This is a genomic window from Nocardiopsis sp. NPDC050513 (assembly GCF_044457925.1).
GTDB lineage: Bacteria > Actinomycetota > Actinomycetes > Streptosporangiales > Streptosporangiaceae > Nocardiopsis.
Genome location: NZ_JBITHK010000002.1, coordinates 353972 through 373309 on the forward strand (window position 1 = coordinate 353972; position 19338 = coordinate 373309).

Annotated in this window: 16 protein-coding genes and 1 riboswitch; of the genes, 7 read left to right on the plus strand and 9 right to left on the minus strand. The window is 73.7% G+C overall.

Annotated elements, in window-relative coordinates; translation table 11 throughout:
* Positions 1-21: 21 nt before the first annotated feature.
* From ACIBFB_RS04210 to ACIBFB_RS04220, 3 genes are read right to left on the minus strand one after another with little or no spacing between them, the layout of a single operon-like run.
* On the minus strand, positions 22-762 hold the full coding sequence (locus tag ACIBFB_RS04210) for a class I SAM-dependent methyltransferase (RefSeq protein WP_397226010.1): 741 nt from the start codon (positions 760-762) through the stop codon (positions 22-24).
* Positions 763-807: 45 nt separating this feature from the next.
* Positions 808-1542 (minus strand): dethiobiotin synthase, encoded by a 735-nt coding sequence (gene bioD / locus ACIBFB_RS04215; RefSeq protein WP_397226012.1) that lies wholly within the window; start codon positions 1540-1542, stop codon positions 808-810.
* Positions 1539-2876, minus strand: a complete 1338-nt coding sequence (locus tag ACIBFB_RS04220) for an adenosylmethionine--8-amino-7-oxononanoate transaminase (protein ID WP_397226014.1) — start codon at positions 2874-2876, stop codon at positions 1539-1541. Before ACIBFB_RS04220 ends, bioD begins: the two co-directional genes overlap by 4 nt.
* A 379-nt stretch (positions 2877-3255) precedes the next feature.
* Between ACIBFB_RS04220 and ACIBFB_RS04225 the strand changes: the two genes are divergently transcribed.
* Both ACIBFB_RS04225 and ACIBFB_RS04230 read left to right on the plus strand, forming a co-directional pair.
* The gene (locus tag ACIBFB_RS04225; RefSeq protein ID WP_397226016.1) at positions 3256-4512 is read left to right on the plus strand and encodes an 8-amino-7-oxononanoate synthase; all 1257 of its coding nucleotides are present in this window, start codon (positions 3256-3258) and stop codon (positions 4510-4512) included.
* 48 nt (positions 4513-4560) lie between these two features.
* Complete coding sequence (locus ACIBFB_RS04230; RefSeq protein ID WP_397226018.1) at positions 4561-5865, plus strand: SGNH/GDSL hydrolase family protein; 1305 nt, start codon at positions 4561-4563, stop codon at positions 5863-5865.
* Positions 5866-5949: 84 nt separating this feature from the next.
* On the opposite strand, the gene rocD is transcribed toward ACIBFB_RS04230, so the two are convergent.
* On the minus strand, positions 5950-7224 hold the full coding sequence (gene rocD / locus ACIBFB_RS04235; RefSeq protein ID WP_397226020.1) for an ornithine--oxo-acid transaminase: 1275 nt from the start codon (positions 7222-7224) through the stop codon (positions 5950-5952).
* Positions 7225-7599: 375 nt separating this feature from the next.
* Between rocD and ACIBFB_RS04240 the strand changes: the two genes are divergently transcribed.
* The 3 genes from ACIBFB_RS04240 to thiD all read left to right on the plus strand — a co-directional run bounded on the left by ACIBFB_RS04240 (position 7600) and on the right by thiD (position 11534).
* Entirely contained in the window at positions 7600-9282 is a 1683-nt protein-coding gene (locus ACIBFB_RS04240; protein ID WP_397226022.1) for an acyl-CoA synthetase, read from the plus strand.
* A gap of 393 nt (positions 9283-9675) precedes the next feature.
* The gene (locus tag ACIBFB_RS04245) at positions 9676-10605 is read left to right on the plus strand and encodes a DUF368 domain-containing protein (RefSeq protein ID WP_397226024.1); all 930 of its coding nucleotides are present in this window, start codon (positions 9676-9678) and stop codon (positions 10603-10605) included.
* A gap of 38 nt (positions 10606-10643) precedes the next feature.
* Positions 10644-10742, plus strand: a riboswitch (TPP riboswitch).
* Positions 10731-11534: a bifunctional hydroxymethylpyrimidine kinase/phosphomethylpyrimidine kinase gene (gene thiD / locus ACIBFB_RS04250; protein WP_397226026.1), complete on the plus strand. Its 804-nt coding sequence runs from the start codon at positions 10731-10733 to the stop codon at positions 11532-11534. Its footprint overlaps the riboswitch before it by 12 nt.
* A gap of 161 nt (positions 11535-11695) precedes the next feature.
* Here thiD and ACIBFB_RS04255 read toward each other — a convergent pair whose 3' ends face one another.
* Together ACIBFB_RS04255 and ACIBFB_RS04260 are read right to left on the minus strand one after the other, a co-directional pair.
* Complete coding sequence (locus tag ACIBFB_RS04255; protein WP_397226028.1) at positions 11696-13114, minus strand: alanine/glycine:cation symporter family protein; 1419 nt, start codon at positions 13112-13114, stop codon at positions 11696-11698.
* A gap of 194 nt (positions 13115-13308) precedes the next feature.
* Entirely contained in the window at positions 13309-13563 is a 255-nt protein-coding gene (locus ACIBFB_RS04260) for a DUF6457 domain-containing protein (RefSeq protein ID WP_397226030.1), read from the minus strand.
* Positions 13564-13778: 215 nt separating this feature from the next.
* Between ACIBFB_RS04260 and ACIBFB_RS04265 the strand changes: the two genes are divergently transcribed.
* A complete protein-coding gene (locus ACIBFB_RS04265) occupies positions 13779-15011 on the plus strand; it encodes a glycosyltransferase family 4 protein (protein ID WP_397226032.1) in 1233 nt (410 codons plus the stop codon).
* Positions 15012-15148: 137 nt separating this feature from the next.
* Here ACIBFB_RS04265 and ACIBFB_RS04270 read toward each other — a convergent pair whose 3' ends face one another.
* Positions 15149-16477, minus strand: a complete 1329-nt coding sequence (locus ACIBFB_RS04270) for a pyridoxal phosphate-dependent aminotransferase (protein WP_397226034.1) — start codon at positions 16475-16477, stop codon at positions 15149-15151.
* 132 nt (positions 16478-16609) lie between these two features.
* Between ACIBFB_RS04270 and ACIBFB_RS04275 the strand changes: the two genes are divergently transcribed.
* Positions 16610-17572 (plus strand): LysR family transcriptional regulator, encoded by a 963-nt coding sequence (locus ACIBFB_RS04275; protein ID WP_397226036.1) that lies wholly within the window; start codon positions 16610-16612, stop codon positions 17570-17572.
* Between the two features lie 118 nt (positions 17573-17690).
* On the opposite strand, the gene ACIBFB_RS04280 is transcribed toward ACIBFB_RS04275, so the two are convergent.
* Entirely contained in the window at positions 17691-18011 is a 321-nt protein-coding gene (locus ACIBFB_RS04280) for a hypothetical protein (protein WP_397226038.1), read from the minus strand.
* A gap of 97 nt (positions 18012-18108) precedes the next feature.
* Complete coding sequence (locus ACIBFB_RS04285) at positions 18109-19338, minus strand: glycosyltransferase (RefSeq protein WP_397226040.1); 1230 nt, start codon at positions 19336-19338, stop codon at positions 18109-18111.

A 19338-nucleotide genomic window follows, 5' to 3' on the forward strand; every position in this document is an offset into this window, starting at 1 on the left:
CGGACCCGGAGCCGTCCCCGCTCAGTCCCGCGGCGTCTCCGGGCGCCGGGCGAGGAACACGAACTCCCTCCCCGGCCGGTCGGGCGCGTCACGGACGTCCTCCACGACGAAGCCGCAGGAGGCCAGGTCCGCCTCGACCTCCCGCCGCTCCCGGAACCGCAGCGTGGAGTCCGACGTCAGTACCTCCCCGTCCGCGGCGAACACGTAGGTCCACCGGAAGCTCACCAGGGGCGGTCGGAGGTCGACCAGCTCGACCCAGGTCTCGACGGCGCCGACCCCGGGGATCGTCGTCACCCGGTGCGTGGCGTCGCGGTTCCACCCCTCCCAGGCGCGCGCCGCCGGATCGCGGGTCTCGAACACCAGCCGCCCGCCGGGAGCCAGCGCGTCGCGGGCCCCGTCCAGGGTGGACCGCCACGCCCCCGGGTCGACGACGGCCTGGGCGACGTTCGCGGTCATCGTCACGAGGTCGACCGCCAGCGGGGGCAGCGCCGACACGTCGCCGTGGACCCACCGCACCCGTCCGGCGCCCGGTTTGGCGCGGGCGACGTCGACGGACGCCCGGGCCGGATCGACGGCGACGACGTCCACGCCGCGAGCGGCCAGCAGGAGCGCGAGGACGCCCGTCCCGCAGCCGATGTCGAGGACCCGACGCGCTCCGGACTCCTCCGCCAACCGGACGTAGGCGTCGAGGTCACGGCGGTCGGGGTCGAGGGGGTCGTAGATCGCGGCGAGCCGCGGATGTCCGAAGCACTCGTCAGCCATGCGGCCGACGGTAGACGCGACCGGGCCGACCGGCCATCCCTTTTCCTACACTCCGGCCGGTGCGCCCGCGGACCACCGGGCCGCCTCCGCGTCCGCGTCCCACGTGCCGCCCAGGGACTGCGCCAGGCTCCGGCGGGCCACGGCCGCGAACTCCGGCGCGGTCAGCCGGCCGCTCCCCTCGGGCAGGACGCCCACCAGGTCGCCCGCCCCCATCGTCGGCAGATCGGTCAGGTTGCACCGCATGGCGAGGTCCGGGCGGTCCGGCCACGCGCCCACGACCACCCCGGCCGGGGCCAGCCCCCGCGCGCGCAGGGCCTCGGCCGTCAGCGCCGTCGCGTTGAGCGTGCCGAGGTCGGGACGGGCCACCACGAGCACCGGGGCGGGCAGGTCCATCGCCACGTCGGCCAGCGTCCGTCCCCCGGTGTTGAGCCGCACCAGCAGCCCGCCCGCGCCCTCCACCAGGACCAGGTCGTGGTCGCGGTCCAGCGCGTTCACGGTGTCGACCACCCGGCCCGCGTCCAGCGGTGCCGCGCCGCACCGCGCGGCCGCGGTCGCCGGGGCGAGCGGATCGGGGTAGCGCGCCAACTCCATGGCGGTCACCCCCGGCACGAGCCGCGCGATCTCGTCCGCGTCTCCGGGCTCGCCGGGCCCCACCCCGGTCTGCGCGGGCTTGACCACGGCCACGCGCCGCCCCGCGTCGCGCGCCAGCGCCGCGACGGCTGCCGTGACGACCGTCTTGCCGACCTCGGTGCCGGTACCGGTCACCACCAGGACGCTCATCGCTCCCCCAGGGACGCCTCGGCGGCGGCGACCATCCCGGCGGCGATCCGTGCCACGTCGTCCGCGGTGCTCACATAGGGCGGCATGGCGTACACGTGGTTGCGGAACGGCCGCAACCACACCCCCGCCGCCACCGCCGCCCGGGTCGCCTCCCGCACGCGCACCGGCGTGTCCAGTTCGATCACTCCGATCGCCCCCAGCACCCGCACCTCGCGCACACCGGGAAGCCGCGCCGCCGGGGCCAGGCCCTCCCGCAGACCCGCCTCCACGCGCGCCACGTCGCCCCTCCAGTCCCCTTCGGTCAGGAGCTCCACCGACGCCAGCGCGGTGGCGCAGGCCAGCGGATTGCCCATGAACGTGGGCCCGTGCGCGAGCACCGGGACCTCGCCCCGCGCGATCCCCCGCGCGACCCCCGCCGTGCACAGCGTCGCGGCGAGCGTCATGTAGCCCCCGGTCAACGCCTTGCCCAGGCACATGACGTCGGGCGTCACACCCGCGTGGTCGGCCGCGAACAGCTCGCCCGTGCGGCCGAGGCCGGTGGCGATCTCGTCGAAGACCAGCAGCAGTCCGAGCCCGTCGGCGATCCGGCGCAGCTCCCGCAGATATCCGGGGTGGTGGAAACGCATCCCGCCCGCGCCCTGGACCACGGGTTCGACGATGATCGCGGCGAGCTCGTCGGCGTGCTCGCGGGCCAGGGCCTCGAACGCGGCCACGTACGCGGGATCGGGCTCGGCGTCGAACCCGGCAGGCGGCGCGGGCGCGAACACCTGAGCCGGGAGCACGTCCCCCCACAGGGCGTGCATCCCGCCGTCGGGGTCGCAGGCGCTCATCGCGTGGAAGGTGTCCCCGTGGTAGCCGCCGCGCCAGGTGAGGAACCGCCGCCGGCGCGGGTTCCCGGCCGAACGGTGGTACTGGAGGCACATCTTCATCGCGACCTCGACCGACACCGAACCCGAGTCGGCCAGGAACACGCGGTCCAGCGCCTCGGGGGTGATCCGCACCAGCGCCTCCCCCAGCTCGGCGGCCGGGGCGTGCGTCAGCCCGCCGAACATCACGTGGCTGAACGACGCCAGCTGCTCGCGCGCGGCGGCGTCCAGCCGCGGGTGGCGGTACCCGTGGATCGCCGACCACCACGAGGACATCCCGTCGACCACCTCGTGGGTGCCCTCCTCCGACCACAGCGTCAGCCGCACCCCTTCGGCGTCCGTGACCACGTACGGCCGGTCGGCCGCGGGCACGGTCGTGTAGGGGTGCCACAGGTGGGCGCCGTCCAGGGCGCTGACCCGGCCGGGCTGGGCCGTGAGCCGGGGCCGCGTGTGATCGGTGGAGGTCATGGATGCGTCTCGGGGCCGGGGCGGGCCCCTTCCTCCCTACGTGGGTGTGGGCGTCGGACCGTCGCGCGGACCCATTGTTCACGGCTCCGTCCGGCGGGGTCCCGTGTGGTCCTACCAGGATTCCGGTCCGAAGTTTGTGGGCTTTCACGGGTGACGCGCCCACCCGGCGACCGGCAGAGTCTAAGGGCGCCTCCCTGGCACACACGGACCGGGCCGACCCAGCGGGATTGGCCGCCGCTGGGTCGGTCCAGCCAGGTGTCGATCCGCCCAGGCGAGGGCAGTCCGCCACCCGCGTGGCACGCCGCGCCGGGTGCGCCCGCCCGGTCCCCGGCCCCGGTTCCCGGGCGTCGGCTTCGACCAGAGGAGGACCCCCGCGCGTATGGAACGCCTCGCGAACGCCGCCGTCGCCGTCCCCCCGCGCCCCTGGCCCCTGCGTGCCACCGACCCGAGGCGGTCCGGCCGGGCCCAGCGCGGGAGCGACCCCTTCGCGTGGCTGGACGGCGCGGCGGGGCGCAGGGCCGCGGCCGGTCTGACCCGCCGCACGGTGCCCAGGACCCTCCGCGACGACCTCCTCGACCTCGCGGGCAACGACTACCTCGGGCTGATGCTGCACCCCGAGGTGGTGGGGGCCGCCGCCGAGGCCGCCCACCTCTGGGGCGCAGGATCCGGGGGGTCACGCCTGGTCACGGGGGACACCGAGCTCCACGGGGAGCTGGAGCGCGAACTCGCCGGCTTCTACGGGACCGAGGCGGCGCTGGTCTTCTCCTCCGGGTACGCGGCCAACCTCGCGATGGTCACCACGCTGGCCGCCCCCGACCCCGACGGCGACACCGCTCCCCTGGTGGTGTGCGACCGCCACAACCACGCCTCCCTGATCGACGCCACCCGGCTGGCCCGTGCCTCCGGGGCGCGCGTCGCGCTGTTCGAGCACGGCTCCCCCGGCCACGCCGCCACGGCGCTCGCCGACGCGCACGGGCGCGCGCTGATCCTGAGCGACACCGTGTTCTCGGTGGACGGCGACCTCACTGACGTCGCCGCTCTGGCCCGCACGGCCCGCGGACACGGCGCCGCTCTGCTGCTGGACGACGCGCACGGGCTCGGCGTCGTGGGGCCCGGCGGCCGTGGCGCCGCCGCCCTCGCCGGTCTGGACGGCGCGGAGGACGTGGTGGTGTCCGTGACGCTGTCCAAGTCCCTCGGCGCGCAGGGCGGTGCGGTGCTGGGATCGCGGCGGGTGATCCGCCACCTGGTGGAGACCGCGCGCACGTTCGTCTTCGACACGGGACTCGCCCCCGCCTCCGTGGGCGCCGCGCTGGCGGCGCTGCGGGTGCTGCGCGACGAGCCCGACCGCGCCGAGGCGGTGCGTTCCCGCGCACTCGGCCTGGCCGCGGGGCTGCGTGAGCGGGGGCTGGAGACCAGTACGCCGGACGCGGCCGTCGTGTCGGTCCTGGCGCCCTCACCGGAGGAGGCCGTGGCCTGGCGCGACGCCTGCCTGGAGGCGGGCGTGCGCGTGGGGTGCTTCCGTCCGCCGTCGGTGCCGGACGGCCGGTCACGGCTGCGGCTGACCGCGCGGGCCACACTCACCGACGCGCAGGTGCGACACGTCGTGGACGTGATCGCGGCGAACCGCCCCGGGTAGTCTGGCGCTTGCACAGAACCCGTCCGGACATGGGAGGCGGAAGCGGCCTTGTCAGCCCCCGATGACGACCCGTCGACCCCCGTTCCCCCGGAAGCCGACCCCAGCCCTCCCCCTGACGCCGATCCGCCGGACACCGGACCCGACGCCGCCGCGGCACGGCCGCCCGGCGCCCGGCGCCGGCGCCGCGCTCGGGCCGTCCTCGCCACCGCCGCCGTCCTGGTCGTGGCCTTGGTCGTCACCCTGGTCGTCCCCGCGGGGCGGGACGGTCTGCTCCGCCTGTGGTGCCAGGCCACCGGCGGGGTGTGCCCGACCGAGGAGCTGCCGCCGATCACCGAGGACGAGGAGATCGACTGGCGGCTCCGGATGGAGCCCGTCGAGGCCGCCCTGTGGGGCAACTACGTGGCGCTCGGCGACTCCTACTCCTCGGGGGACGGCGCCGGGGACTACGACCCCGCCACGGCCGAGCCGGGCGGCTGCTGGCGCTCCGCGCACGCCTACCCCCGGGTGATCGAGGAGGAGTTCTCCTTCGCCGGCGCGCTCGCCTTCTACGCGTGCAGCAGCCACAAGGGCGCGGACATGCTCTCCGAGATCGGCACCCCCGAATCGCAGATCGAACGGGTCACCGAGCACACGTCGCTGGTCACCCTCGGCATCGGCGGCAACGACCTGGGGTTCATCCCCGTCCTGCGCACCTGCATCGTGCGGATGCCGCTCCTGGAGAACGGTGTGTGCACCGCGCAGGAGGAGGACATCGCGGGGCGGATGGACCGGTTCGAGGAGACCCTGACCGAGATCCTCACCGAGATCCGCGACCGCGCCCCGGACGCCCGGATCCTCGTGCTCGGCTACCCGCGGCTGTTCCCCGAGGAGCCGCCGAGCATGTACTACACCCTGACCACGAACGACCAGACCTGGCTGAACTCGGTCGGCGAGCGGTTCAACGAGCGGATCCGCGACGTCGTCTACGAGGTCGACGGCCGGATCTACGGCGGCCGTGGCGTGGGCAGCGCCGAGTACGTCAACGTCTTCTCCGCGCTCAACGGGTTCGAGGTCAGCGCCGAGGACGCGTGGCTGAACGGAATCGTCCTCGGACGCCTCGGCGAGGGGATGCGTGTGGACCGCGCGAGCTTCCACCCCACCGCGCAGGGGCAGCTGTCCATCGCCGAACGCGTGCGCCTGCAGATCGAGGAGGGCCCCGAGCGGGCGCTGTACGTGGCGCGGGAGACCCTGGACAACGTGGACGAGGAGCTGCTCGCCACCGAACTCGGCGGCCCGCTCGACCGCCCCGACGCCTCGGCCTCCCCCGAGGACGGGGAGTCCGTCGAGGGAGCCGGGGCACGGGTCGAGGAGTAGCGCTCGGAGTCCGGCGACGGGGGCGGCGCCCCAGGTGCGGGGCGTCGCCCCCGGCCGATGCCTCCTACACCGGCGGACGCGCGGTCACGCGCGCGCCCTGAGTTCGGCGAGCACCTCACCGAACCGGTCCAGACCCCAGTTGAGGTCCTCCTCGGTGATCACCAGCGGAGGCGACATCCGCACCGTGGAGCCGTGGGTGTCCTTGACCAGGACGCCGTGCTCGGCCAGCCGCTGGCACAGCTCCTTGCCCGTGCCCAGCGCCGGGTCGACGTCGATCCCCGCCCACAGACCGATGCTGCGCGCCGAGACCACGCCGTCGCCCACGAACTCCTTCAGACGGCGGCTGAGCACCTCGCCCAGTCTGCGCGCGTTCTCCAGGTACGGCCCCTCGGTCAGCATCCTGACGACGGTGCCGCCGACCGCGCCCGCGAGCGGGTTGCCCCCGAACGTGCTGCCGTGCTGGCCCGGCTGGATGACGCCGAGCACGTCCTCGTCGGCGACCATGGCCGAGACCGGCAGGATCCCGCCGCCCAGCGCCTTGCCGAACAGGTAGGCGTCCGGCACCACTCCGCTGTGCTCGCACGCCCGGACGGTGCCGGTCCGGCCCAGGCCCGCCTGGACCTCGTCGGCGATGAACAGCACGCGGTTGCGGTCGCAGATCTCGCGGACGCGCGGCAGGTAGTCCTGCGGGGGCACGATCACCCCCGCCTCACCCTGCACCGGCTCGATGAGCACGGCCGCGGTGGTCTCGTCGACCGCGTCCTCGATCGCCTTCGCGTCCCCGTACGGCACCGACCGGAAGCCCGGGGTGTACGGCCCGAAGCCCGTCCTCGCCTCGGGGTCGGAGGAGAAGGAGATGATGGTGGTGGTGCGCCCGTGGAAGTTGGCGCCCGCCACGACGATGGTGGCCTGGTTCTCGGGAACGCCCTTGACCTCGTAGGCCCACTTGCGGGCGACCTTGATGCCGGTCTCCACCGCCTCGGCGCCGGTGTTCATCGGCAGGACCTTCTCCTTGCCGACCATGTCGGCCAGGGCGCTCACCCAGGGGCCGAACTGGTCGTTGTAGAAGGCCCGGCTGGTCAGCGTCACCCGGTCCAGCTGCCGGTGCGCCGCGGCGAGCAGGTCGGGGTGGTGGTGACCGAAGTTCATGGCCGAGTACCCGGCCAGACAGTCCAGGTACCGGCGTCCCTCCACGTCGGTCACCCAGGCTCCGCGGCCCTCGGCGATCACGACGGGCAGGGGTGAGTAGTTGTGCGCGGACCGTGCCTGCGCGAGGGCGATGTGCTCCTCACTGGAGAGTGCCTGTCCGCCGGGGTTTCCCGCGGAGTCCTGCTGACCCATGTTCCGGGTGTCGCTCATCTAGCCGCTCCGATCACCATTGACCGATGTCAGACAGTAGATACCCACCATCAGGCCCGGTAGAGCCCTGAGGCGGAGGTCCCCAAGAGTTGAGCAGATCATCCGGTGAGCACACAAGAGGTAAGGCAGATCACAGTTCCGGCGCCAGGCCCGAAACCCGGGCCCGCGCCGTGCGCCGAGCCCACTGAGCGGGGGCCCCGACACGCGACGTGACCTGGACCGAGTTCCCAGGTGACGCGCTCCACAGCCCCGACCGCGATCGACCCCCTCGCCGCGGGGTACGGTCGGCTCATCAACCACCCCGCCGCGGCGGCCGGGGCGTCGCGCGGACGTCCGGCCGAGGTCGGCCCGAGATCCGTTCCAGGGAGGTCCGGCGTGCCCACCCCAGCGTCCCCCGACGCCCCCTTCTCCCTCCCCCGCCTCCTCACCGCCGTGACCGAGGCCGTCCCCGACCGCGTCGCGCTGGTCGCGGGCCCCCGTCGCCTCACCTACCGGACCCTGCACGACCGCTCCCTGCGGCTGGCCGCGCACCTGGTGCGGACGGGTGTGCGTCCCGGGGAGCACGTGGCGGTCCTGGCGTTCAACCGGGCCGAGTGGATGGAGTCCTTCCTCGGGGTGATGCGCGCGGGCGCGGTCCCGGTGAACGTGAACTACCGGTACGTCGCGGGCGAGCTGCGGCACGTGCTGTCGGACTCCCACGCGGTCGCGCTCATCGCGGAGGACTCCCTGGCCGCGAAGGTCACCGCCGTCCGCCCCGACCTGCCCCGCCTGCGCCACGTGCTCCTGATCGAGGACGGCGGCGTGCGCGACGCCGACCTCGACGGAACCGACTACGAACGGGCGCTGGCCTCCGTGTCCGCCGACGCCGCCGCCCTGCCGGCGACGTCCGGCGACGACCGCTACCTCCTCTACACGGGCGGCACCACCGGCTACCCGAAGGGCGTGCTGTGGCGGCAGGCGGACATCTTCCGCGCCGCCCTGGAACGCCGGGCCCCGGGCGAACCCCGCGCCCGGACCCCCGAGGACGTCGCGGAGCGCGCCCGGCGCTGCTTCCCCCAGCGGATGCTCGTGCTGGGGCCGCTCATGCACGCCGCCGGACAGTGGAACGCGTTGAGCATGATGCTGTGCGGCAAGCGGGTGGTCCTGTCCACGGACCGCAGCTTCCGCCCCGACCGCGTGGTGGAGCTGGCGCACCGCGAGGGCGTGCACGTGGTGCAGCTGGTCGGGGACGCGATGGCCCGCCCCCTCGCCCGGCACCTGCTCACCGAACCGGGGATGTGCCCCGAGCTGACCTCGGTGCGCTCCGGGGGCACCCCGCTCACCCCGTCCGTGCGCGCCCTGTGGCGGGCCTGGCGCGAGGACGTCGCCCTGGCCGACGCCTACGGGGGGTCGGAGACCGGCGTGTGCGGATCCGCGACCCCGCCCGAGGAGGACTCCGAGGGGGCCGGCGACGGCCGCAGCTTCACCATGGGCGGCAGCATCGCCGTGCTGGACGACGCCCTGCGCCCGCTGGGCCCGGGCTCACGGCGGGTCGGGCGCATCGCGCGGACCGGACGCATCCCGCTCGGGTACTACAACGACCCCATCGCCACCGCGCGGACCTTCCCCGTCGGCCCCGACGGTCGGCGCTGGGCGCTGTCCGGCGACTACGGCACCCGGGCGCGGGACGGGTCGGTGATGCTCCTGGGCAGGGGAAGCGTCGTGATCAACACCGCCGGGGAGAAGGTCTACCCCGAGGAGGTCGAGGCGGTGCTCAAGGCGCATCCCCTGGTCGAGGACGCGATCGTCGTGCCCGCCCCGGACGAGCGGCTCGGCCAGCGGGTGACCGCCCTGGTGTCGCTCGCCGACGGCGCCGAGACGGGCGCCGACCAGCTGCGCGCGCACTGCCGGGGGCGGCTGGCCGGATTCAAGGTGCCGCGCAGCGTCCACGTCGTGGACAAGGTGCGGCGGACCGCGGTCGGCAAGCAGGACTACCGGTGGGCGGCCTCGGTCGCGCGGAACGGAGCGGAGAAGGACGCCGGTGCGTCCGGTGCCGCTCCCGAACACGCGGTGCTGTGACCGGTCCGCGGGGGCGGCAGGAGGGTCAGCGCCCCGCCGGTACGGACGTCCGCACCCCGCGTGCGGGCACACCTCGTTTCGGCCCCTGAGTCAAAGCCGTCATGCCCAGCCGAAACCCGGTTTCAGCGGTGTCCCAGGCGGTCCGGACCGCCACCCGCGCCGCTAGACTGACCACGCCCGGACAGCCCGAGTCCCCCCGTCCCCGGTACCGGACCACCGGTGAACCCTCCCGGGGACCGGCACGTCGGAGCGGGCACACGTCGGGTCCCGGACCCCGCGGGACAGTCTCTTCACGCCACCTCCACCCGGTCGAGGGTGGGTACGGTGACAGCATCGGAACGGAGGACGGCGCGCCCCCTCCCGGAGCATCCGGGCACGCGCCCCACAACCCATATGGCCAAGTCAGTAGGCTCCTTCATCTTCAACGCCGTACGCGGCGGGGCCGTGGGCACCTCGGAGGCCCTGCCCGGGATCAGCGGCGGCACGGTGGCGCTCATCGTCGGCCTCTACGACAAGCTGATCGGCGGCGCGGGCCACCTGGTCAGCGGCATCAAGCGCTACGTCACCGACGTCCCGCGCGGCCGCGGCGGAGCACGCGCCCAGGAGCAGTTCCGCCTCGTGGACTGGAGCGTGCTGGTCCCGGCGCTCATCGGCATGGCCTGCGCCCTCGTTCTGGCCCTGCTCCTCATCGCTCCGCTGGTCGAGGAGCACACGCAGTACGCCTACGCGGTCTTCTTCGGGCTGGTGCTCGCCTGCCTGTGGGTGCCCTACTCCGGGTCCGGCAAGCCGTGGCGGGCCTGGCACTACCTCGTCGCCCTGGTCTTCGCGGCCGTCGCCTTCGCGCTGACGGGCCTGCCCGGCGCGAACCTGCCCGCCCACCCCGCGGTCGTCTTCCTCGTCGCCGCCGTGGCGATCTGCGCCCTCGTCCTGCCGGGGGTGTCGGGTTCGTTCATCCTGGTCACGGTCGGCCTGTACGTGCCCACCAAGGACGCGTTGGAGAACTTCGACCTGGTCTTCATCGGGGCCTTCGCCCTGGGAGCGATCACCGGCCTGTCCCTGTTCGTGAAGCTCCTCCAGTTCCTCCTGGAGAACTACCACCACATCACCCTCGTCGTCCTGACCGGCCTCATGGCGGGGTCGCTGCGCGCCCTGTGGCCGTGGCAGACCGAGGAGCGCGAGATCCTGCCCCCCACCGAGGTCCCGCTGACGGTGGCCCTCATGGTGGTCGGATTCCTCGTCGTCGTGGCCGCCATCGTCTACGAGAACCGCAAGAAGGCCCAGATCGGGACCGCCCACGAGCACCACTCCACCCCGGTCCACTAGGGTCGGAGCACACGGATCCACGTCAGGGGCGACGCCGCCCCGACGGCGCGGGGTGCCGGGGGATTCCCCCGGCTGAGAACACACCCGTCGAACCTGCTCTAGTTCGTACTAGCGAAGGGACGCCCATGAGCGCGTACAACATCGTGTCCATCGCCGGAAGCGACCCCAGCGGCGGCGCCGGCATCCAGGCGGACCTCAAGGCCTTCTCCGCGCACGGCACGTTCGGGATGACCGTGATCGCCGCGTTGACCGCGCAGTCCACGCGCGGAGTGACGGGCGTCCACGAGGTCCCGGTGGAGTTCGTGGTCCGGCAGATGGACACGCTGTTCGACGACGCCGCGATCCACGCGGTCAAGGTGGGGATGCTCGCCACGGCCGAGATCACCGAGGCGGTCGCGGACGCGATCGCCCGCCACGGGCTGCCGAACGTGGTGGTGGACCCGGTGATGGTCGCCAAGAGCGGTGACCGGCTGCTGGAGGCCTCCGCGGTCAAGGCGCTGCGCGCGCACCTGCTGCCGCGCGCGGACCTGATCACGCCGAACCTGCCCGAGGCCGCCGACCTGCTGGGCGAGGCGGAGGCCACCGACCTGGCCACGATGCGCGCCCAGGCCGAACGCCTGCTGGAGCTGGGTCCTCGCCGGGTCCTGCTCAAGGGCGGCCACCTGGCCGGGGACGAGAGCGTCGACGTCCTCGTCTCCGGGGACGCCGAGCCGGTCGAGTTCCGGGCTCCCCGGGTGGCCACCCGCAACACGCACGGCACGGGCTGCACGCTCTCCTCGTCGATCGCCGCGCTCCTGCCGCAGCGCCCCGACACGGCCAGCGCGGTCGCGGACGCCAAGGCGTACCTGACCGAGGCGATCCGGCGCGCCGACGAGATCGACGCGGGCGGCGGCCAGGGACCGGTGCACCATTTCCACCTCTGGTGGTAGCAGGCACAGTCACCTCTGGTGGTAGCAGGCACAGTCACCAGTCGTGGTAGCGGCACGGCCACCGGTGGAGGCAGCTGCCCGCCGCCGCTGGCGGACGCACACGGAGGGGGACCGCGCCGGGCGCGGTCCCCCTCCTCGCGTCCACCCCCTGGGGGTGGGCGCTACTTGCGCACGTCCTCCATGACGGCGTCCGGGTTCTTCCAGTCCGGGTGGGAGAAGAACTTCCGGGTCTCGGCCACCACGACCGGCGACAGCAGCAGGAGACCGATGAGGTTGGGCAGCGCCATGAGACCGTTGGCGATGTCGCTGAACAGCCACACCGAGTCCAGCGCGGCGACCGAGCCGACGTAGATGACCGCGATGAACACCAGCCGGTACGGGAGGACGAGTCGGCGGCCGCCGAGGAACTCCACGCACCGCTCGCCGTAGTACGCCCAACCGAGCAGCGTGGTGAACGCGAACACCGCGACGGAGATCGCCACGACGTAGGTGCCCACCGGGGCCAGTCCGGGGCTGATCATGCCGAGACCGGTGGTCATGGCGTCCGTGGTCAGCAGCGAGCCGTCGCCGCTGTTCTCGCCCTGCCAGACCCCGGTCGTGATGATGACCAGGCACGTCATCGTGACGACGATGATCGTGTCGATGAAGGTCTGGGTCATGGAGACCATCGCCTGGCGGACGGGCTGCCGGGTCTTGGCGGCCGCGGCGGCGATGGCGCCGGTGCCCAGGCCCGACTCGTTGGAGAAGATGCCGCGGGCGAAGCCCAGCTGGATGGCCATCATGACGCCCGCTCCGGCGAACCCGCCGACCGGGGCGGTCCCCGTGAACGCGTCGGTGACCACGAGCACGAGCGCCGGAACGATGTTCGCCCAGTTCACGATGAGGATGAGCAGGGCGACGCCGATGTAGGCGATGATCATCAGCGGGACGAGGGCGGAGGCCACGCGGCCGATGCTCCTGATGCCGCCGAGGATGACGGCGCCCGCGAGCACCATCAGCGCCAGGCCTACCATCCACGGTTCGAGCGGCGTGATGTTGGTGATCTGCTGCGAGACGGCGTTGGCCTGGGTGCCGTTGCCGATACCGAAGGCGGCGACGGCGCCGAACACCGCGAAGGCCACGCCCAGCGTGGCGCCGAGCCCGCCCGGCAGTCCGTACTTGAGGTAGAACATCGGGCCGCCGCTCTGCTCGCCCTTGGCATCGGTGCGGCGGAACATGACGCCGAGCAGCGCCTCGCTGTACTTGGTCGCCATGCCGAAGAAGCCGACGATCCACATCCAGAACAGCGCGCCGGGGCCGCCCAGTCCGATGGCGAGCGCGGCGCCGGCGATGTTGCCGACCCCGACGGTGGCGGCGAGCGCTGTGCTCAGGGCCTGGTAGTGGGAGATGTCGCCCTCGACGGAGTCGTCCTCCTTACGGCGGACGAAGGCCAGCCACAGGGCGTGGGGCAGCCGGAGGAGCTGGAGCAGCCGCAGCCGGACGGTCAGGAAGACGCCGACGCCGAGCAGCAGCGGGATGAGGACCCACGGCCCCCAGATGATGCTGCTGACCTGCGCGGCCATGTCGAGGAATTGATCCATGCGGGGATCTCCCTATTCACGATCAGATACCGGGGGATGGTCGTGCGCCCGCGGTCCGCGGGGCGGCCTTCCCGAAGGAACGGTGCCCACCGGGCCGGGACACCCGGAGAGGTGGTGTCAGGTTTGCAGCGGTTCGTCACGATGGCGTCACGGTCGACCGTCGCAACCGTTTCGGCGCCGCGGGATCGGCGTCGTCAGGCGTCCGCGGCGCCGTCTCCCTGCGCCAGGGCGAGTCTGCTGAGGGCCGCCGCGGCGGCGTCGGGATCCGCTCCCCGGCCCACCGCGATGCCGAGCAGGTACGTGGTGAGTGGCGCCGCGGGGCGCGCCACGGAGTGGGCGGCGTCCCTGGCCAGGTCGAGGACGCGGTCGACGTCCGCCTTCTCGACGGGTTCGACGCCGGTCAGGTCCAGCTCGGCGCGGACCAGCTCCGCCCATTCCACGAGGGTCACCGAACGACTCCCTAGGGTTGAAACGCGGCTACGGAAGGCGATCCTATCCACCGTCGGGCCACCGGTTGGCCACGCGGCCGCACGACCCGCGTCACCACGTGCTCGGCGAAACCACCCCTGACCTTCGGCTTCGGTTCCCCGCGGGCCCGATCCCGGTTCACCCCCCGAACCTAGCGTCGGGATCAGACATCCCCCTGGTGTTGGGAGCCCTGCGAATGTCCCCGACCGATGCCCTGAACGGACTGACTCCGGCGAAGCGACCCGCTCGGCCGTTGCGCGTGGCGATCGTGACCGAGTCCTTCCTCCCACAGGTCAACGGCGTGACCAACTCCGTGTGCCGCGTCGCCGACCTCCTCGCCGCCGAGGGCCACCAGGCCGTCGTCCTGGCCCCGGGCCACGGGCCGAGCTCCTACGCGGGCTTCCCCGTCGTCCGCCTGCCCTCGCTGCCCCTGCCCTTCTACCGGGACTTCGCCGTCGGGCTGCCCGCCCGGCGCACGATGACCGCCGCCATCCGCGCCTTCGCCCCCGACGTCGTGCACCTGGCCTCGCCCGCCCTGCTCGGCCTCGCGGCCGTCGAGGCCGCCCGGCGGTGGGCGCTGCCGACCGTGGCCGTGTTCCAGACCGACCTGGCCGGGTTCGCCGGACGGTACGGACTGCCCGGGGGCGAGGCCGTGTGGCCGCTGCTGCGCCGCGTGCACTCCGCCGTCGACCGCACGCTGGTGCCGTCCACGTCCACGATGGAGTCCCTGGCCGACCACGGGTTCCCGCGGCTGGACCTGTGGCAGCGCGGGGTGGACACCGCGCGCTTCTCCCCCGAGCACCGCGACGAGGAGCTGCGTCGCCGGCTGGCCCCCGAGGGCCAGACCATCGTGGGCTACGTCGGACGCCTGGCCAAGGACAAGCGGGTCGATCTTCTGACCCACGTGGCGAGGCTGCGCGGGATCAGGCTCGTGGTCGTGGGGGACGGCCCCGAGCGGTCCCGCCTGCGCCGCCGCCTGCCCGACGCGGTGTTCACCGGGCAGCGGACCGGGGACGAGCTCTCACGGCTGTACGCGTCGATGGACGTGTTCGTGCACACGGGCGCCGACGAGACCTTCTGCCAGGCGGTCCAGGAGGCGCTCGCGTCGGGGGTGCCGGCGGTGGCCCCGAACTCCGGCGGCCCCGTGGACCTGGTCCTCCCCGAGCACAACGGCCTGCTGTACGACCCCGACTCCGTGCGGGAGCTGCGGGTGGCGGTGGGGCGTCTGGCGCACAACGGCCAGGCGCGGGAACGGATGGCGGCCGCGGCGCGCCCGTCCGTGGCGCACCGCACGTGGGAGGCGGTGGGCGCCCAGTTGGTCGAGCACTACCGGTCGGTGATCGCCCCGAGCCAGGAGCTGGCCCGCCAGGCGCACTCGGGAGGGCTCCGGCACGGCCCCCTGTCGCGCACCACCCCCGGCTCCGCCTGAGCCCCGCGGCCGGGACCCGGCGGGCGTCGCGGCGAGGGCCGGAGGTCCGGGGAAGGCCTCCCCCGGAGCGGGTCCGGGGGAGGCCGGCGGGACGCGGCCGTCTCGCCCCCTTAGCGTGACGGGCGCGGTCCGGGTCCTCAGCAGTACAGGGGCTCGGCGCCGTCCCGGCGTTCGGCCGCCCTCGGGCCGGGCTCGTCGCCGAGCAGCGAGTCCAGCACCTCCTCCAGGCGGTCGAGGTGCGCGCGGATCCAGGGCAGGGCCAGCGGGTCCGTGGCGGCGAGGGCGGCGTAGCGGCGCTCCTCGGTGTCGCCGTAGAGCAGGCTGGTGGCGACCCGCATCCGCAGGGCCTCGACCCCCTCGCCGAACTCGGCGGCGGGCAGGACGCCCATGCCGTAGCGGTCCAGGAGCAGGCCGGTCAGCTCCGGCCCGGTGGCCACCCCGTGCGCGGCGGCCAGCCGGTCGCGGTGCGGTTCGAAGTCCGGGTAGAGGTAGAACGCCGCGCGCGGGGCGGCGACCGCGGCTCCCGCGCGGACGAACACGTCCGTGACGGCGCGGGCGACGAGGCCGTGCAGGCGGCGGCTGCGGTCGATGTGGTCGACGAGTTCGGCGGGCTCGGTGAAGGCGTGGGCGGCGGCCGCCTGGACGGGCGCGGAGGGGCTCGACCAGATCTCGCTGGCCAGACCCAGCAGTCCGCCGCGCAGCCGGCGCCCGATCTCGGAGTCGGGCAGGCGCAGGACGCCGATCCGCCAGCCGCCCAGGGCCAGGTTCTTGCTCAGTCCGGTGGAGACGACGGTGCGCTCGGGCGCGAACTCGGCCGGGCTGCGCACCTCGGTCGCCGCCTCTCCGGACGCGGTGGGGTGGACGAGGTCGCGGTAGATCTCGTCCGAGATGACGACGAGGTCGAGTTCACGGGCCACCTCGGCCAGGCGGCGTACCGTGTCCGGCCCGGCCACGGTGCCGGTCGGGTTGTCGGGCAGGGTGACGATGACGGCGTTGACGGTGCGGCCCTGCTCCCGCGCTCCGGTGACCGCGGCGTGCAGCAGGTCGGGCTGGGGCACCCCTCCCTGGCCCGTGGCCGTGGGGACCATGAGCGGCCGCTGGCCCACCAGGCGGCTCTGCGCCGCGTAGCTCACCCAGCTGGGCGCCGCGATGGCCGTGTCGCCGCCGATCTCCAGCAGGAGGCTGTAGAGCAGCGGCTTGCTGCCGGGACCGGCGATGACCATCCCTGGGTCGGTCGCCAGACCACGCCGCGCCCAGTACCCCGCGGCCGCCTCGCGCAGGGCGGCGGTTCCGGCGACCGGCCCGTAGGCGTTGGCGCCGTTCCCGGCGGAGAGTTGGTCCCTCATCACCGGGTGAACCGGGAGACCGGCCTCACCGAAGCCGAGTGGCAGGACGCTGAGGCCCTGGCGTCGCTTCTCGGCGAGGGCTTCGTTGACGGCGAGGGTCGCGGACACAGTGACGGTCATCGAGGACTCATCTCCGGCTCATGTTCTGGCGCTTGACCGCACCATGGGGTGACGGTCTGTCACTACTCAGCATGCCTCCGTACTTCCATCAGCACAAGCGAGTCTTTTCGATGGTGAGCGTAAGCTGAACTTATGCTCGATCTTCGACGGCTCCAACTCCTCCGTGAGTTCAGCGCACGGGGCACGATCGCGGCCACGGCAGCCGCCCTCGGCTACACCCCCTCGGCCGTGTCACAGCAACTGGCGACCCTCGAACGGGAGACGGGGGTGGAGCTCCTCGACCGTTCGCCCCGGGGCGCCGAGCTGACCGACGCCGGGCGGCTCCTGGTCACCCAGGCCGAGGAGATCCTGGCCCTGGTCGAGGCGACCGAGGCGGTCCTGGCCGAGCAGGCCGACGTCGCGATCGGTGTGGTGACCGTCACGGCGTTCCCGACGGCGGCCGTGGCCTTCGCCCCCCTGCTCGCTCCCGCCCTGCGCGCGCACGAGAACATGCAGCTGGTGCTGCGGCAGACGACGCAGTCGACGGGTACGCAGAAGGTGCGGTCACGCGAGGTGGACATCGCCCTGGTCGACGACTGGACGGGTCAGCATCCCGGGCGCGGACCGGAGAGCGGGCTGCGCCACGTCCACCTGTTGCGCGACCCGCTGGTGCTGGCGCTGCCCGAGGGCCACCGGTTGGCGGATCCGGACGAACCCCTGGAGCTGGAGCGCCTGCTCGGCGAGTCGTGGATCGTGGCCCCCGAGGGGGAGCGGTCGCGGTACGGCACGGACCGGCTGCTGGCGGAGGTGGGCGGCCTGCCGGGCGCGGCCTGGGAGTTCGAGGGACTGGGGACGATTCTGAGCCTGGTCTCCCGAGGCGTCGGCATCGCGGCCGTGCCCGCGCTGGCCATGGTGGGCGCCCCGGCCGGCCTGGTCTACCGGCGCCTTTCCGACTCGGCGCCCGTGCGGCACGTGTACGCGGTGCTGCGCCCGGCGACGCTGCGGCGCCCGGCCGTGCAGGTCACCCTGGCCGCGCTGCGCGACGCCGCCGCCGAGGTCGGGGAGCACCTGTCCGGGAGGGGTCCGACCGTACGCGGTCCCGTGCGGGACGTGTGACGCCCGCGCGCACGAGCGCGCGAACCCGTTCCGGGCGGCGGGGACGTGCGCGCACGGAGGGCGGCGGAACGCCCCCGCGGCCCCGGTCGACACGGGGGCGGGAACGCGCTCCGAGGATCTACCTCCGGCGCCGTGTCCGGTTGATGCGCCGCCGCAGCCTCCTGCAGACGTGGAGGGCCCGGTCCCGGTCGTCCCGGGCGTGCCACCAGCGCGCGTAGGCCTCCAGTCTCCTCCGGCGCAGGGCGTCGAGCTCGGCCTCCATCCGCACCACCCGGTGCTCCAGATCGATGCGTTCTCGCTCGAACTCGGACATGTCGCGCTCGTGGGTGTGGGCCTCCCGTTCAGCCCTGATCAGCCGATCGGTGAGGCCCTCCGTCGCGTTGCCGACGCGAACGAGCCGGCCGACCCCGACCCGTCCGCTGATGCCCTCGAACCACACATCGTCAGGTATTTCCTGATGAGACCCGAGTTCACGATCCACCGCGCAAAGAATGCGGAAAGTGACATAACGGACATCAATCGTTGACGTCCTCGGATCAGGCGGCGACCACCCGCTCCAGGCGCACGGGCGCGGGCGCGGTCGCGCCCAGGCCCGCGTAGACGGACTCGAACCGCTCCAGGGAACGGTGGTGGTCGTGCCGCAGCGCCATCTCTCGGCTCGCCCCGCCCATCGCGCGGCGGCGGTCGTCAGACCCCAGGACCGTCCGCAGGCGGTCGGCCAGCACGTCCACGTCGCCCGGAGGGAAGAGGAACCCGTTGCGCCCCTCCTCGACCAGGTGCGGCAGGGCCATCGCGTCGGCGGCCAGGACCGGCAGCCCGCTGGACATCGCCTCCAGCGTCGCGATGCTCTGGAGCTCGGCCACTCCGGCGATCGCGAAGACGTCCCCGGTCGCGTACACCAGCGGCAGGTCCTCGTCCGGCACGAAGCCCAGGAAGCGCACGCGGTCGGCGATCCCGAGTTCGGCGGCGAGCGCGCGCAGCTCCAGCTCACGCTGGCCGGTGCCCGCCAGGACCAGCTGCGCGTCGTGCTCCGGCACCACGCGCGCCAGGGCGCGGACGGTGTCGTCGATGCGCTTCTCCACGTCGAGCCGCCCCACGAAGACGATCGTGTCGCGGTCGGGCAGTCCGAACCGGGCGCGCGCGCCCGCCCGCTCCCCGGCACGGGGGTGGAAGCGCTCCAGGTCGATCCCGCAGGAGATGGCCTCCACCGCCCGGGCGAAGCCCTTCTCCCGCAGGAGCCGGGCCGCGCGCGGCGTCGGCGTGGTCACGTGGTCGGCCGCGGCCGCCACGCGCACCATGTCGCGCCAGGCGATCGAACCCGCCACCGTGTGCACCCCCTGCGGCAGGTGGGCGTGCGCGTACAGGTTGTCCGGCATGAAGTGGTTGGTGAACACGACCGGCACACCCGCCGCGCGGCCCCTGCGGAGCGCGGTCCGGCTGACCGGGAAGTGGCTCTGCACGTGGACCACGTCCGGGTCCAGGCGCGCCACGAGCCGCGCCGTGTGCCCGCCGATGCCCAGCGGGACCGCCATCCGCATCGACTCCTGGAGCGGGATGGAGGCCGACCGCAGCCGGTGCTCGGTCACTCCGCCGTTCACGGTCACGTACGGGTCCCCGTGGTCGGAGGGGCAGATCACGTGGACGCGGTGCCCGCGCCCCGCCAGCCCCTCGGCCAACCGGTGGGTGAAATACCCGGCGCCGTTGACGTCGGGCGGGTACGTGTCCGTGGCGATGAGCACGCGCAGCACACGGTCGGACTTGGCCAT